This window comes from Micromonospora sp. 067-2 (assembly GCF_046549295.1).
Lineage (GTDB): Bacteria > Actinomycetota > Actinomycetes > Mycobacteriales > Micromonosporaceae > Micromonospora.
Window position 1 is genome coordinate 57,893 of the sequence record NZ_JAJPWB010000005.1, and the last position, 13,476, is coordinate 71,368.

Sequence of the window (13,476 nt, forward strand, 5' to 3'; positions counted from 1 at the left end):
CCGCGATCCTGCCGGGAAGGCGGCCGGTGGGACAGCCGGTGGCGACGTAAGACGCATCACCACCGGATGGTTTATGAGTTCTTCTCATGTCGGCATTCGAATTGTCATAACTTGACCAGGTGAGCAACCGACCCCTTGCTGCCGCTGGTCGACTCGTTCCTCTCCTCCGCGCCGGACTGATCGCCGGCATCGTGATCGCCGCCGCCGCGTACCCGCTGGCCGCCGTCACCGGGCTCGGCGCGAAGGCCACCGCGCACGCCGTGGAGCACAAGACCAAGCTGCTGACCACCGCCCTGCCCGCCGAGACCTCCTACCTCTACGCCCCGGACGGCAAGACCGTGCTGACCATGTTCTACGAGGAGTACCGGCAGTACACCAAGCTGTCGGACATGTCGCCGAACATCCAGCAGGCGATCGTCGCCGCCGAGGACTCCCGCTTCTACCAGCACCACGGCGTCGACCCGAAGGGTGTGGCCCGGGCCTTCGTGGCCAACGCCCGCTCCAGCGGCGTGTCCCAGGGCGCCTCGACGTTGACCATGCAGTACGTCCGGATGGCCCTGCGGGACAGCGCGGTCACGCCCAAGGAGGTCCAGGAGGCCACCCAGCAGACCAGCCTGCGCAAGGTCAAGGAGATGCGGATGGCCCTGGACCTGGAGAAGGAGATGAGCAAGGAGCAGATCCTGGAGCGCTACCTGAACTCGGCGTACTTCGGGCACCGGGCGTACGGCATCTACGCGGCCAGTGAGATCTTCTTCTCCAAGACTCCCAAGGACCTCACCCCGGTCGAGGCGGCCACCCTGGCCGGGCTGGTCAAGTCGCCGTCGGAGTACGACCCGGCCGACTCCGACCAGAAGGACGCCACCGGTCGGCGCAACTACGTGCTGGACCGCATGAGCCAGCTCGGCTACCTCTCCCCCGACTCGGCCACCGCCGCGAAGACCGAGCCGATCAGGCTGAAACTCACCAACCCGCCGAACGACTGCGCCTCGATCCCGGAGAAGTACCAGAGCTGGGGCTTCGCCTGCGACTACCTGAAGAACTGGTGGAGCACGCAGCCCGCGTTCGGGGCGAACCGGCTGGAACGGATGGACAAGCTCCGCCGGGGCGGCTACCGCGTCGTACTCAGCATCGACCCGAAGATCCAGGAAGCGGCGGAGAAGAACGTCAGCGCCAAGGAGGGCACCGGCAGCCCGTTCGCCAACGGCATCGTGGTCTCCGAACCGGGCACCGGACGGGTCAAGGCGATGGCGGTGAACCGGACGTACTCGCTGGACCTGAGCGAGAACCCGCAGAGCTCCAACCCGGAGGCCGGACCGAAGGTGAAGGCCAACTATCCGAACACGGTGGCGCCCCTGCTCGGCGGCGGCGACCTGCCGGGCTACCAGGCCGGGTCGACGTTCAAGATGTTCCCGATGCTCGCCGCACTGGACTCCGGCATGACGCTCTCCACATCGTTCAACGCCCCGTACCGGTACAAGTCGGCGGTCTACGACGGCTGGGCGCCGTCCAACGCCAGCGCTGCCATGACCGGGCAGCAGACCATGTGGTCCGGCTTCGGAAAGTCGGTCAACACGTACTTCGTGTGGCTGGAGGAGAAGGTCGGTGCGGACCGGGCGGTGCGGCTGGCCGAACAACTCGGCCTGCGCTGGCGCACCGACGTCGACCGGGACCAGGCGTCACCGACCAAGGTGAAGAAGTGGGGCGCGTTCACCCTGGGTGTCTCCGACGCCACCCCGCTGGAGATGGCGAACGCCTACGCCGCCGTCGCGGCCGACGGCCGCTACTGCGAGGCCATCCCGGTGTCCGCGATCATGAACCGGGACGGGACTCCGGCCGCGTACGTCACACCCGCCGGCATCCAGCGCGAGGTGGCCAAGCCGCGCTGCCGCCAGGTGGTCAGCGCGGACGCCGCCCGGGCGGCCACCGACGCGGCCCGCTGCCCGACCGGGGACACCCCGGCGCGCGGGGGCTGCGGCGGCTGGTCCACCGCCGACAGCGTCCGGGGTACGGTCGGCCGCCCGGTGGCCGGCAAGACGGGTACCACCGACAGCACCCGGTCCGCCTGGTTCGTCGGCTACACCCCGGAGTTGGCTGCGGCCAGCTTCATCTCCGACCCGGACAACCCGTTCAACGCGGTCGGTGACGGGCAGTCCCAGATCCCGGTCGCGGCGGTCGCGCAGACCCTGCGCGACGGCCTCAAGGGCCAACCGACCCGCCAGTTCACCCCACCCTCGGAGGCCATCGTCGGCTGACCTCCGATCGGCGCACCGCCGCCCGACCGGTCAGGCCGGCACCACGCCGGGCTGCGCGGCCACCGCCTCGGCCGCCGGCTCGGCTGCCGCCGCCGCGACCAGCCGGGCCGCGGTCGCCGGGTGGGCGGCCCAGTGCAGGGCGAGCTGGGAGGCGTGCACGTTACGCCACACGAAACCCTCCGGCGTGCCACCGTCCCAGCTCCACGCCGGGCGCTGACCGGCCCGCGGGGTGAGCACCGCCCGATGCTCCTTGTGCCCCATCAGGACCGTGCCGCTCGCGGCGACCACGCTGTCGGTCTGGGCGGTCGCCTCCCGGTAGCCCACCACCAGGCCGTCCCGGCTGACGCCGACCGCGTCCAGCACCCCGCACATCGGCAACCCGTCCAGCTCCCGGGCCAGCCAGAGCAGGCCGGCTCCCTCGGCGACCACCGGACGTCCGGTACGCGCCAACTCGGCGACCGCGATGCAGAGCCGCCGGTTGGCCGACAGCTGCTCCGCGTACGCCTCGGGCAGCGCGCCGCCGACCACCAGCGCGCGGGTGCCGGCCGGCAGCGCCTCGTCGCGTAACGGGTCGACCATCACCACCTCGGCACCGGCGGCCCGCAGCAGCTCGGCGGTCTCCGGGTGGCTGAAGCTGCCGCCCGGTCCACCGGCCAGCGCCACCAGGGGGCGGTCCGCCGGAACCGACACCGGACCCAGCGCCTCCCGCGGCGACCAGGGCGCCGTGGGCAGCGGTGGGGCGGAGCGGGCCAGCCCGAGCAGACGTTCCAGGTCGACCGTCGCGGCTACCGCCTCACCCAGCCGGCGGACCGCGCGGACGGCGTCGGCGGACCCGTCGACCACCGGCGCCACACCGTGCCGGCGCGACGGCAGCACCGTCGGCAGGTCCTGCCTGCGCAGCGCGCCGTAGACCGGCACACCCACGTCGTCCAACGCCTCCCGCAGCATGCCCTCGTGCCGGGACGACGCCACCCGGTTGAGGATCACCCCGCCGAGCCACAACTGCTCGTCGTACGAGCGGAAGCCGTGCACCAGGGCGGCGACCGACTGGCCCATCGCGGCCACGTCGACCACCAGCACCACCGGGCTGCGCAGCGCGGCGGCCGCGGCGGCCGTGGACTCCTGCTCCGGGCGACCGCTGACCGAGTCGTACAGCCCCATGCTGCCCTGCACCACGGCGAGCCCGGCGCCCGCTGCGCCGTGCGCGACCAGCGCGGCGATCTGGTCGACGCCGACCAGCCGCGGGTCGATCACCCGGCCGGGCCGACCGGCGGCGAGACCGAGGTAGGCGGCGTCGACGTGGTCGGGGCCAAGCTTGAACCCGGCGACATCGACATCCCGGTCGGCCAGGGCGGCGAGCAGCCCGATGGCCAGCGCGTTCTTGCCATGCCCGGAGGACGGCGCGCTGAGCACCAGACGCGGCACGACGGTCATCATCGACTCCTCGCGGGGGCGGCGGGGGTACGCGACGGCCGGCCGGGGGGCCGATCCGTCCGCGTGACGATACCCGCCCGTCCCGGCGCGCGAGCACCGCCAACCTCGGCCGGTCGAGCCCTCCCGGCCCGGCCCAGGTCAGTGGCCCCCGTCATACGGGTAACCTCGGTGCCGTGTACCGGTTCCTGCTGAGCCCACGCTGGCTGGGCGCTCTCGCGCTAACCCTGGTCGCCTCGGCGGTCATGGTGCTGCTGGGCAACTGGCAGCTGGATCGCTACCGGGCGCGTACCGAGGTCAACGAGCGGATCGACGCCGGCCAGCGGATGGCTCCGGCTCCACTGGGTGACGCGCTGCGCGCCCCCACCGGGGGCGCGGGAACGGTCGGGCCGGCCCCCGCCGAGGACAAGGTCTGGACCAGGATCACCGCCACCGGCCGGTACGACCCGACGAACACCGTCCTGGTTCGTGGCCGCACGGTGGACAGCCGGGTCGGCTTCGAGGTGCTGACCCCGCTGGTGCTCCCCGACGGCTCGGCGCTGCTGGTGGATCGCGGTTGGATTCCGCCGGCACCGGGCGGGGCGACCGCCCAACCGTCGGTGCCCGCCGTGCCCACCGGCGACGTGACGGTGAGCGGCCGGGTGCACGAGAGCGAGAGCGGTGGCGGCGCGGTGGACCGGCGCGACGGCCGGCTCGAAACCCGACGCGTCGGCATGCCGCGACTGGCACGCGAACTGCCCTATCCGGTGTATGGCGGTTACCTGCTGCTGGACGCGCAGACCCCGGCCGCCGACCCGGTGTTCACGGCGGTGCCGGTGGGGCACACCAACAACTGGCAGAACTTCGGCTACGTCGTGCAGTGGTGGCTCTTCGCCGGAATGGCGCTGTTCGGCTATGGCTGGGTGGCCCGTCGGGAGGCCCGCCGTGCCGCCGGCCTCGGCGCCACCGGTGCCCCGCTGGACCGGGCCGCCGAGCCGACGCCGAGCCCGTCCGTCTGACCACCGGTCAGCCGCTGGGCCGCCCGGCGTGGATGGCGCGGACGGCATCGATGGTGTCCGCCTCGGCGGCCGACTTGTCGTCGCGGTAGCGCACCACCCGGGCGAACCGCAGCGCCACCCCGCCCGGGTAGCGCGGACTCGTCTGCACCCCGTCGAAGGCGATCTCGACCACCTGCTCGGGGCGCACCCGGACCACCCAGTCGCCGCGCTCCACCGCGAGGCCGAGGAAGCGTTCGGTCTGCCAGCGCAGCAGCTCGTCGGTGAGCCCCTTGAACGTCTTGCCCAGCATCACGAAGTCACCGGTGCGCGGGTCGCGGGCGCCGAGATGCAGGTTGGACAGCCACCCCTTGCGCCGGCCACTGCCCCACTCGACGGCGAGCACCACCAGGTCGAGGGTGTGCCGGGGCTTGACCTTCACCCAGGCCGCGCCGCGCCGGCCGGCGTCGTAGGGCGCGTCCGGTGCCTTGACCACGACACCCTCCTGGCCGGCGTCGAGGGCGGCGGCGAACGCGGCCCCGGCCTGCTCCGGGCCGTCGACCTCCATCCGCCCGACCAGCAGCGACGCGTCGACCGCGCCGGCGAGCGCGGCCCACCGCTCCCGGCCGGGCAGGTCGATCAGATCCGTGCCGTCGAGGTGCAGCAGGTCGAAGAAGTATGGCGTCAGCACGGTCTGGCCGGTGCTGGCGGCGGCTGCGAGCACGGCCGGGGCGACCGGTGTACGCCCCGTGGTGCTGGCTGTGGTGCGCCGGGCGGCCCGGCTCGAGGTCTGCTGGAACGGCAGTGGGCGGCCCGTCTCGTCCAGGCCGATCGCCTCACCGTCGAGCACCAACTCCCGACCGGGCAGCGCGCGGACCGCGGCGACCACCTCGGGCACCCGGGAGGTGATCTCGTCGAGGCTGCGGGTGAAGACGGCGATGTCGCTGCCGGAACGGTGCACCTGGATGCGGATGCCGTCGAGCTTCACGTCGACCACCGCCGGCGTGCCGGTGGCGGCCAACGCCTCGTCCACCGACGGGGCGCTCTGGGCGAGCATCGGCGCCAGTGGCCGGCCGACCCGCAGGCCGAACCCGGCCAGCTCGGCGGCGCCTCCGGCCAGCGCGGCCACCGCCACCGCGCGCAGGTCCCCGGCGAGCAGCAGTGCCCGACGGACCGCCGCGACCGGCACCTCGGCGGCTCGGGCCACCGCGTCGGCGAGCAACCCGGCCTGGGCGCCCTGGCGCAGCTCGCCGCCGAACAGGTCGGTGAGCAGCCGCTGCTCGTCGGCGGTCGCCGCCGCGAAGAGGGCACCGAGCAGCGCCCGGCGTCGGGCCTGCGAGCCCGTGCCCTGCACCGCCGCGATCTGCGCGATGGCCGCGTCGACGTCGGCCACGCTCAACGTCGGCTCGACCGCCGGTGGCGGCAGGTCACGCAGGCTCGCATAACCCACCCCGGTCTGCCGCTGGCGCAGCTCACCCGCGAGATAGCCCGCGCCGGGCTCCACCTCGGCCGGGTCGAGCCGGCGTAACGCGTCGGCGAGCAGCTCCACCTTGGCCCGCCGGCCACTGGTGGCGCCGACGGCGGCGGAGGTGGCTGCCAGGTCGAGAAACCGCACGGAGCTCATCCTGCCAGCCGCCCCCGACACCGCCCGGGCATTGCCGTGCCCGGGCGGTGTCGGCGGGGCGCCGCCACCCAGCCGGGCGGCGGGTCAGGCGGAGACGGGTTCCTCGATGCGCAACCCCCGGGCGCGGACCTCGCCGGCGACCCGGGAGAGCACCGTGTCGAGGGCGACCAAAGCGGCGGAGAGCTCACCGAGCTGTTCCTTGAGCGTGTCCTCGGGCCATGCGGAGACATCGACGTCCCCCAGCGCGCTGACCGCGGCCCCCAACCGGGCCATCACCTCGTTCGTACTCATGTACGAAAGGCTATAACAGCCGCGCGCTCGACACGCCGTAAATCCCCAGATCAGCCCACAAGTTACTGTTCCGACACCTAGCTCCCGTTCGAGCCCGCCGCGGCCACGTTGCCCAGCAGCAGCGCCTCGGCGAGGCAGACCCGGGCGAACTCGCCGAGGTGCAGGCTCTCGTTCGGGCCGTGCGCGCGGGCGTGCGGGTCCTCCACACCGGTCACCAGGATCGCCGCGTCCGGGAACATCTCCTGGAAGGTGGCGATGAACGGAATCGAGCCGCCGACGCCGATGTCCACCGGGTCGGTGCCGTCCCAGGCCGTACGGAACGCCGAGCGGGCGGCGTCGAACATCGGCCCGGACGCGTCGATCACACACGGGTCGCCGTCGTGCTCGAAGCTGACCGTCACCTGGGCGCCCCACGGCGCATGCTTCTCCAGGTGCGCGCGCACCGCCGCGTACGCCCGCTTGGGGTCGTCGCCCGGGGCGAGCCGGATGCTCAACTTGGCCTTCGCGGACGGGACCAGCGCGTTCGGCGCCTCGCCGGTGGACGGGGCGTCGACGCCGAGCACCGCCAGCGCTGGCTTGGTCCAGAGCCGGTCGGTGATCCGGCCGGTGCCGATGAACTGCACGCCCTCGGCCAGCCCGGCCTCGACCCGGACCCGGTCCTCCGGGTAGTCGACGACGGCGCCCTCGCGGCCCACCAGCCCGTCGACCGCCACGTCCCCGGCGTCGTCGTGCAGCGTGGCCAGCAGCCGGACCAGCGCGGTGAGCGCGTCCGGGACGGCGCCGCCGAACATGCCGCTGTGCACCGCGTGGTCCAGCGTGCGGACCTCGACGAAGCAGTTCACGATGCCGCGCAGGGAGGTCGTCAACGCCGGTACGCCGATGTCCCAGTTACCGGAGTCGGCGATCACGATGACGTCCGAGGCGATCTCGTCGCGGTGCTCGACCAGCAGCCGCTCCAGCGAGTCGGAGCCGTACTCCTCCTCGCCCTCGATGAACAGGACCACGCCGACCGGCAGCGCGTCGGAGTACGCGCGCAGCGCCGCGACGTGCGCCATGATGCCGGCCTTGTCGTCGGCCGCGCCCCGGCCGTAGAGCCGGCCGTCCCGCTCCACCGGCTCGAACGGGTCGGACTCCCACAGTGACCGGTCGCCGACCGGCTGCACGTCGTGGTGGGCGTAGAGCAGCACGGTGGGTGCGCCGGGCGGGGCGGCCCGACGGCCGATCACCGCGGGCTGGCCGCCGGAACGCACGATGTCGACGTCCAGGCCACAACCGCGCAGCAGCTCGGCGACCGCCTCGGCGGAGCGCTCCACGTGCGAGTGGTCGAAGCCCTCGAAGGCGATGCCGGGGATGCGGACGAGGCGTTCCAGGTCGGCCCGTACGCCGGGCATCTCCCGCTCGACGGCGGCCCGCACCTCGGACTCGGACATGATCGGTGTGGTCATGACCGGCATCGTATGCCGGCCTTACCCCGGCGTGCCGGGCGAGCCCGTGCCGTCACCGCCGGCCGGTGAGCCCGTGCCGTCACCGCCGGCCGGTGAGCCCGTGCCGTCACCGCCGGCCGGTGAGCCCGTGCCGTCACCGCCGCCCGGTGAGGCCGCGCCGTCACCGCCGCCCGGCGCGGTGGCACCAGCGGAGGCGCCCGGCGCGGCCCGGCCGGCTCGGCGGGCCCGGCCGGCGGCCTCGGTGGCGGCGTCCATCCAGGAGCGGGCCCGCCCGGCGCCGCCGCCCACCCACTCGCCCACGTCGGCGGCGCCGTCGCCGAGCCGGCGCAGCAGCCCCACCAGCGGGTCGGTGGACCGGTTGAACTCCTCCCGGTACGACTCCGCAGCCGCCTTGATCTCCTCCGAGACGCTGGTCGAGCCGTCGTCGTCGCGGCGCGGGTAGTCCCCGGCCAGCACCCGCCCGTACGCCCCGGAGTCGACCCACTGGCGCAGCTGGGCGGCGCGGGCCACCGGCGCCGGGTGGGTGCTCCACGCGGTCATCCTGATCTTGTGCAGGCTGTCCCGCAGGTCACCGCCTCCGGCGTACTCGGCGGCCTGCTCCAGGAACGCGGTGGTGTCGACCTGGGACAGGTCTCCCCCACCGGCGAGCTTCATGAGCAGCCGCAGCGCGGCGGCCGGATCCTGCCCGGCGAGCAGGCCGGCCCGGTCGGCGGAGAGCTCCGCCTTGCGCCACCACTCCAACATCGCCGCGATGATCGCCCGCAGCGCGATCGCGCCGACCGGCAGCCAGCTCAGGTTGGCCGCCCACCGGGTGAGGATCATCAGCATCGTCTTGTAGACCGCGTGCCCGCTGCCCACGTGGCCCAACTCGTGGCCGAGCAGGCAGCGCAGCTCGTCCTCGTCGAGCTGTTGGACACACGCGGAGTTGAGCACGATGAACGGCCGGTCCAGGCCGACGGCCTCGGCGCCCAACCAGGGCGACTGGGTCACGTACAGCTCGGGCAGCTCGGCCACGTCCAGCGTCGCGGCCGCCTCGGCGTAGCGCTGCCAGACCGCCGGGTACTGCCGGTGGTCGACCCGGATGCCGGAGGCCAGCACGGAGAGCCGGAAACCACGCTCGTTCCACATTCCGAAGAACGTGCGCAGCACGTCGTCGAACCCGCGCAGCTCCCGCAACGCCACGAGGGCGCCCCGGTCGGCGGGATGCTCCCAGGCCCGGGAACTGATGCCGGTGAGTGTGATCCGACGCCGCGCGGGCGTCTCCGCTGCCGTCATGCTGGCTCCCCGTTCCGCCGTACCCGACCCTGCACGCATCGTGCCGCAGCTCGCGGCCAGCGTCCATGGCCTACCCGGTCAGGGGATCCGCAGGTAGTACCGGTCGGCGTCGTGCGGCAGGTCCGGCGCGCCGTCGACGCGCAGGTCGGCGTGCCCGGCCGTACGGTCGGCGGCGAAGTGCGCCCGCTCCCCGGCGTGCCAGCGACGCAGCTCCGGCAGGATCTCCGGACCGTCGCGAGCCACCGCACGGGCCAGCCGCAGCGGCCCGGGCGCGCTGACGAAGATGGCCCGGGTCAGCTCCGGGCGCACCGCCGCGCGCGCGGCACTCACCCCCTCCACGATCAGCACCGGCGCGACCGGCACGGGCACCGGCCGGGGCAGGAAGGCACGCCGCACCCAGCTGTAGCGGCGGTAGGCGCCGGGCCGCCCGGCGCGCAGCGGGCCCAGCACCCACTCCTCCAGCCGGGGCCAGAAGCTGAGCTGGTCCTCCCAGCCGTCCAGCAGGTCGTCGGTGTGCACCACCGGCGGCCGCACCCCGCCGGTCAGCTCCGCGAGGGCGTCCGCGAGGCGCGCGGCGAACCGGCTCTTGCCCGCGCCGCTCGGTCCGTCGACCGCCACCAGGCGGGTCGGCCCCAACCGCGCCGGGTCCGCGAGCACCCGACGACCCAACTCGGCGTACGCCTCGACGACCGCCACGCTCGACCTGCCGGTTCCGTGGCCGGACGTCTCCTCGACGTCTCCGGCCATTCCTGCGACGTCCATGACCTCGCGGCCCGGTGCCGGCCGGTCGGTTCCGGGGCTCAGCGCGGCCTCGCGTGTTCGGGCCGCCTCCAGGCGGAATGGTGGATGCCGTCGACGAGTGGCCCTCGGCCGACGAGTTCGTACACGACCGCAGTATGCCGCCGTCGACGCTGGTTACCGTGGTCGACTCCACGGCACTGATCCAGCGGCACCATCACGTCCGGGGGAATTGGGGCGACGACGGGTGATGCGCGCCCCGTTCACCGTCGCACACGCACCCGAATCGGCATGATCGGGTGGTGCTCCGAGACGTGATGAGCCCCGGCATTGACGCCCTGCTCGAACAGGCCCGTGCCGGGCTGCACCGACTGACTCCGCAGCAGACCGTCGAGGCGGTCCGCGGCGGTGCGCTGCTGGTCGACACCCGTACCGAGGTGCAGCGCCGCGAGCAGGGCGATCTGCCCGGGGCGGTGGTCATCGACCGGACGGTGCTGGAGTGGCGGCTCGATCCGGCCAGCGCCTGGCGCATCCCGGAGGCCACCGCGTACGACCGGGAGATCGTGCTGGTGTGCCGACAGGGTTACAGCTCCAGCCTGGCCGCCGCGAGCCTGCAGACCCTCGGGCTGCGCCGGGCGACCGACATGATCGGCGGCGTCGACGCGTGGCTCGCCGCTGGCCTTCCCACCACCGACCGCCCCGCCGACATCCGCCTCTGACACTCGGCCCGGTCAGCCCGGTCAGCCCGGTCAGCCCGGTCGGCCCGGTCAGGCCGGTGGTGGGCCGGGTGGGACGAAGGGAAGCCCCGGAGGTGGACCCGCCTCGATGAGCTGCCAGAGGGCGGCGGTGTCCAGGTGTTCCTCGACCAGGTCACCGAGCAGGTCGAGTGAGCGCTCCCGGGCGGCGGCGAACGCGGTGTCCGGTGCCACCCGGAATCCGCTGCGGCCGGCCAGTCGGGCCGCCTCGGTGAGGAACCAGCGGCGGAAGCCGTCGGACTCGAAGGCGCCGTGCCAGTGCGTGCCGTGCACGACCCCGAGCACGGCACCCTCGCCGACCCCGTCCAGATCGGTGAGCAGCGGGGGCAGGGCGGGGTCGGTGTGCGAGACGTACCCGTGGTGGATCTCGTAGCCGCGTACCGGCAGACCCCCGGCGGCGGTGCCCACGGACTGGCGGACCGTCTTGCGGGGGTCGAAGGTGATCTCGACGGGCAGCATGCCGAGGCCCGGTACGCTGCCCCGGCGGCTCTCCACCGGATCGTGGATGGCTCGGGCGAGCATCTGGAAGCCACCGCAGAGGCCGAGCAACGGCTTGCCGGCTGCCGCGTGCGCGACGACCGCGTCGGCGAGGCCGCTCTCGCGCAGCCAGGCGAGGTCCGCCACGGTGGACTTCGAGCCGGGCAGGACCACCACGTCGGCGGCGGCCAGTTCGGCCGGCTCGACGGTGAGGCGTACGCGCACGCCGGGCTCGGTGGCCAGCGCCTCCACGTCGGTGGCGTTGCTGATCCGGGGGAGCCGGACGACGGCGACGTCCAGCCACTCGGTGCCGTACGGGGCGGCCGGGCGGCCGAGCACCCGGCCGTAGGCGAGCGAGTCCTCCGCGTCGAGCCACAGGTCGAGTGACCAGGGCAGCACCCCGTACGTGGGTCGACCGGTGACCTGACGCAGCATGTCCAGCCCCGGCTGGAGCAGGCCGAGGTCACCCCGGAACTTGTTGATCACGAAGCCGGCGATCAGCGCCTGGTCGGCCGGGTCGAGCAGCGCCACGGTGCCGAACATCGACGCGAACACCCCGCCCCGGTCGATGTCGCCGACCACGATCGTGGGCAGGTTGGCGTGCCGGGCCAGCCCCATGTTGACGTAGTCGCCGGTCCGCAGGTTGATCTCCGCCGGGCTGCCGGCGCCCTCGCAGATCACCACGTCGTACGCGGCCCGCAGCTCGGCCAGCGCCGCGTACGCGGTCTCGGCGAGCCGGGGACGCAGGTGCCGGAACGTGCCGGCGGTGATCGTGTCGACCGCCTCGCCGAGCAGCACCACCTGGCTGGCCAGGTCGCTGCCCGGCTTGAGCAGCACCGGGTTGAAGCGCAGATCCGGGGCGAGCCCGCACGCGGCGGCCTGCATGGCCTGGGCCCGGCCGATCTCGCCGCCGCGCCCGTCCGGCCCGACCACCACTGCCGAGTTGTTCGACATGTTCTGTGCCTTGAACGGCGCCACCTTCACGCCCTGCCGGTGCAGCCAGCGGCAGATGCCGGCGGTGAGCACGCTCTTGCCGGCGTCGGAGGTGGTGCCCGCGACCAGCAACCCGCCGCTCATCGACCGCTCCCCTGCCTCGCCCTGACGACGCGCCGCCCGATGGCGCCGGCCAGGCGTCCGATGGTCAGTGGGTACGCGGCGGCCAGCCCGAGGGCAGCCAGGCCGACGGCGCCGGAGATCCGGGCGGCCCGCTTCAGGTGCCGCGCCTCGGGGCGGGGGCCGTCACCCAGGAACGGGCGCACCTCGGATCGTCCGAAGTACACGTTGTGGCCACCGAGGCGGACGCCGAGAGCGCCGGCCATCGCCGCCTCGCACTGGCCGGCGTTGGGGCTGGGGTGGTCGTTGCGGTCGCGTCGCCACACCCGCCAGGCGCGGTCCCGGTCACCGTTCGCGACCGGCGCGACGGCGACGGTGAGCAGCCCGGTCAGTCGGGACGGCACCAGGTTCAGCAGGTCGTCCAGGCGGGCTGCCGGGGTGCCGAACCGGGCGTAGCGCGCCGACCGGTGCCCGACCATCGCGTCGAGGGTGTTCGCCGCTCGGTAGCCCAGCAGGCCGGGCAGGCCGGCGACCGCACCCCAGACCAGCGGGGCGACCACCGCGTCGGAGGTGTTCTCGGCCACCGACTCGACGGTGGCGCGGGCCAACTCCGACTCGTCCAGCGTCGACGGGTCCCGGCCGCAGAGGTGACCGAGGCGTCGGCGGGCGGCGGGCAGGTCACCGTCGCGCAGCTTCCGCCCCATCACGGTGGCCTCGTGCCGCAGTGTGCGACCGCCCAGCACCGTCCACGTGCCGGCGGCCACGAGCACCGCCCGGGTGACCGGCCGGTGCCGGGTGGCTGCCGCGACAACCGCTCCGAGCAGCACCGGCCCGCCCACGGCCAGTGCGGTGAATGCCGCACCGGCCGCTCGGTCCGGCCGGTAGAGACGACGCTCCAACGCCCCGGCGGCCTGCCCAAAGCCGGCCACCGGATGCCACCGGCGTGGATCGCCGAGAAGCCTGTCCAGCGCGTAGCCGGCCAGTAGCCCCACCGCGTTCGCCACCGGCGCTGTCCGTCGCACGCGCACCACCCCCGGCCGGCCAGCCTAGACGAGCACCCTAGGAGACCGTGGCCGCCGCGATCCTCGTTCGGCGCGGGCGAGGCTCGGCCGCCCCGGGTGCGGCCGGCCTGGACGAGGTTCGCCCCCGGTCGGTCGTCGC

11 protein-coding genes are annotated in these 13,476 nt (G+C 73.9%); 3 read left to right on the forward strand and 8 right to left on the reverse strand.

Annotated elements, in window-relative coordinates; translation table 11 throughout:
* Positions 1 to 119: 119 nt before the first annotated feature.
* Positions 120 to 2,252: a transglycosylase domain-containing protein gene (locus ACLJN9_RS13055; protein ID WP_410811508.1), complete on the forward strand. Its 2,133-nt coding sequence runs from the start codon at positions 120 to 122 to the stop codon at positions 2,250 to 2,252.
* A 30-nt stretch (positions 2,253 to 2,282) separates the two neighbouring features.
* On the opposite strand, the gene ACLJN9_RS13060 is transcribed toward ACLJN9_RS13055, so the two are convergent.
* Entirely contained in the window at positions 2,283 to 3,686 is a 1,404-nt protein-coding gene (locus ACLJN9_RS13060; RefSeq protein WP_410811509.1) for a cobyrinate a,c-diamide synthase, read from the reverse strand.
* Between the two features lie 173 nt (positions 3,687 to 3,859).
* Between ACLJN9_RS13060 and ACLJN9_RS13065 the strand changes: the two genes are divergently transcribed.
* The gene (locus ACLJN9_RS13065; protein ID WP_410811510.1) at positions 3,860 to 4,681 is read left to right on the forward strand and encodes an SURF1 family protein; all 822 of its coding nucleotides are present in this window, start codon (positions 3,860 to 3,862) and stop codon (positions 4,679 to 4,681) included.
* 7 nt (positions 4,682 to 4,688) lie between these two features.
* Here ACLJN9_RS13065 and ACLJN9_RS13070 read toward each other — a convergent pair whose 3' ends face one another.
* The 5 genes from ACLJN9_RS13070 to ACLJN9_RS13090 form a co-directional block, all read right to left on the reverse strand.
* Positions 4,689 to 6,281: an ATP-dependent DNA ligase gene (locus tag ACLJN9_RS13070; protein WP_410811511.1), complete on the reverse strand. Its 1,593-nt coding sequence runs from the start codon at positions 6,279 to 6,281 to the stop codon at positions 4,689 to 4,691.
* An 84-nt stretch (positions 6,282 to 6,365) separates the two neighbouring features.
* Positions 6,366 to 6,572, reverse strand: a complete 207-nt coding sequence (locus tag ACLJN9_RS13075) for a hypothetical protein (RefSeq protein WP_410811512.1) — start codon at positions 6,570 to 6,572, stop codon at positions 6,366 to 6,368.
* Between the two features lie 77 nt (positions 6,573 to 6,649).
* The gene (locus ACLJN9_RS13080) at positions 6,650 to 8,002 is read right to left on the reverse strand and encodes a dipeptidase (protein WP_410811976.1); all 1,353 of its coding nucleotides are present in this window, start codon (positions 8,000 to 8,002) and stop codon (positions 6,650 to 6,652) included.
* Positions 8,003 to 8,038: 36 nt separating this feature from the next.
* Entirely contained in the window at positions 8,039 to 9,292 is a 1,254-nt protein-coding gene (locus ACLJN9_RS13085) for a M48 family metalloprotease (protein WP_410811513.1), read from the reverse strand.
* 78 nt (positions 9,293 to 9,370) lie between these two features.
* Positions 9,371 to 10,039 (reverse strand): uridine kinase, encoded by a 669-nt coding sequence (locus ACLJN9_RS13090; RefSeq protein WP_410811977.1) that lies wholly within the window; start codon positions 10,037 to 10,039, stop codon positions 9,371 to 9,373.
* A 308-nt stretch (positions 10,040 to 10,347) separates the two neighbouring features.
* Between ACLJN9_RS13090 and ACLJN9_RS13095 the strand changes: the two genes are divergently transcribed.
* Entirely contained in the window at positions 10,348 to 10,749 is a 402-nt protein-coding gene (locus ACLJN9_RS13095) for a rhodanese-like domain-containing protein (RefSeq protein WP_410811978.1), read from the forward strand.
* Between the two features lie 48 nt (positions 10,750 to 10,797).
* Here the strand turns inward: ACLJN9_RS13095 and ACLJN9_RS13100 are convergent, their stop codons facing one another.
* On the reverse strand, positions 10,798 to 12,339 hold the full coding sequence (locus tag ACLJN9_RS13100) for a cobyric acid synthase (protein WP_410811514.1): 1,542 nt from the start codon (positions 12,337 to 12,339) through the stop codon (positions 10,798 to 10,800).
* A complete protein-coding gene (locus ACLJN9_RS13105; RefSeq protein WP_410811515.1) occupies positions 12,336 to 13,337 on the reverse strand; it encodes a cobalamin biosynthesis protein in 1,002 nt (333 codons plus the stop codon). The genes ACLJN9_RS13100 and ACLJN9_RS13105 overlap by 4 nt, the downstream gene beginning before the upstream one ends.
* Positions 13,338 to 13,476: the final 139 nt, after the last annotated feature.

Bases quoted from the DNA above. Each gene is read 5' to 3' on its own strand.
- ACLJN9_RS13070 (WP_410811511.1), bottom strand. From the start codon at position 6,281: ATGAGCTCCGTGCGGTTTCTCGACCTGGCAGCCACCTCCGCCGCCGTC.
- ACLJN9_RS13060 (WP_410811509.1), bottom strand. From the start codon at position 3,686: ATGACCGTCGTGCCGCGTCTGGTGCTCAGCGCGCCGTCCTCCGGGCAT.
- ACLJN9_RS13095 (WP_410811978.1), top strand. From the start codon at position 10,348: ATGAGCCCCGGCATTGACGCCCTGCTCGAACAGGCCCGTGCCGGGCTG.
- ACLJN9_RS13085 (WP_410811513.1), bottom strand. From the start codon at position 9,292: ATGACGGCAGCGGAGACGCCCGCGCGGCGTCGGATCACACTCACCGGC.
- ACLJN9_RS13100 (WP_410811514.1), bottom strand. From the start codon at position 12,339: ATGAGCGGCGGGTTGCTGGTCGCGGGCACCACCTCCGACGCCGGCAAG.
- ACLJN9_RS13075 (WP_410811512.1), bottom strand. From the start codon at position 6,572: ATGAGTACGAACGAGGTGATGGCCCGGTTGGGGGCCGCGGTCAGCGCG.
- ACLJN9_RS13080 (WP_410811976.1), bottom strand. From the start codon at position 8,002: ATGTCCGAGTCCGAGGTGCGGGCCGCCGTCGAGCGGGAGATGCCCGGC.
- ACLJN9_RS13090 (WP_410811977.1), bottom strand. From the start codon at position 10,039: ATGGCCGGAGACGTCGAGGAGACGTCCGGCCACGGAACCGGCAGGTCG.